Source organism: Ornithinibacter sp. (assembly GCF_035443565.1).
Classification (GTDB): Bacteria; Actinomycetota; Actinomycetes; order Actinomycetales; family Dermatophilaceae; genus Fodinibacter.
Genome location: NZ_DAORSO010000411.1, coordinates 1 through 1132 on the forward strand (window position 1 = coordinate 1; position 1132 = coordinate 1132).

Consider the following 1132-nt stretch of genomic DNA (forward strand, 5'->3'; position numbering starts at 1 on the left):
CCCACCGCGCCCCAGGGGCTCCAGATCGACTCGTGCAGCCGGGTCGTGACGGTCTCGACAACGCTGTCGAGCGGGCGCATGTAGGAGGCCGGGTCTGCCACCTTGTTGTGCAGCCCGTTCGTCGCGGTGTTGCGCGTCAGGGTGGATGATCACCAGTGGCGGTCTTCGCGACAGGGCCGGTGAGGATGGGTGGTCTTCACCGTGACGCGGCGTCAGCGTGACGATGGTTTTGACCTGCGGTTTCAGCCTCTCCGACATTCGTGGCCGCGCCGGCGGGCGAGGGCTTGCGAAGCGGTCTGGGCTCGGGCAGGGTGCAACACCACTTGCCCCCTGCCGGTGACGGACCGCGGGGGCGACCATGAACGGGTGCAAGGAGCAACCAGCAGTGGTGATCGTGGCGGACCAGGACGCGGCCGGGCAGGAGCTGGCCTCCTCGTCGATGCGCTGTCCGTCCTGTTCGGGTGGGTCGCTGCGGCCCTGGGGTCACGCCCGCACCCGGGTGCTGCGCGGCCTGCACGGGGCCCGTCACACGCTGCGGCCGCGGCGGGCCCGGTGCCGGGACTGTGGCGCCACCCATGTGCTGCTGCCCTGCCACGCCCCACCACGGCGGGCCGACACCCTGCAGGTCGTGATGACGGGGCTGCTGGCCCATCAGGGCGGCGCCGGGGCCCGCACCATCGCCGCGGACCTGGGCGTGCCGGTCGACACGGTCCGGTCGTGGGTGCGCTCGGTGTCCGCGCACGCGCAGTGGCTGCGGGAGCGGGCGACCCGGTGGGCGTTCCGGATGGACCCCACCCACCCGCCGATGCAGCCCACCGGTAGCCCGCTCGGGGATGCGCTGGACGCGCTCGGACACGCCGCCGCGGCCACCGCGCGCCGGGTGCCACGCCCCCTCACGGCGTGGCAGCTGATCGGGCTCATCAGCGCCGGCTGCCTCCTGGCGCCGGTCGCGTCGACCCTCAGCGGCTGAGCACCAGCCGCTCCCTGGGTCGGCCCTGCCCTCAGGCCGGCGACACGATGACGACAGGCCACCCCAGGCGGACATCCACATGCTCACCGTCAGTGACGTTCAGGCCCTCATCGTCATCACCCTGGGCGACGCCTTCGTCCTCAACCGACGCGTCCGTCAACA

At 72.7% G+C, this 1132-nt stretch carries 1 protein-coding gene; it reads left to right on the forward strand.

Annotated features, from left to right (window positions below):
- The first annotated feature begins 394 nt into the window (after nucleotides 1-394).
- A complete protein-coding gene (locus PLL68_RS15585) occupies nucleotides 395-970 on the forward strand; it encodes a hypothetical protein (protein ID WP_324535657.1) in 576 nt (191 codons plus the stop codon).
- The last annotated feature ends 162 nt before the right edge of the window (nucleotides 971-1132 follow it).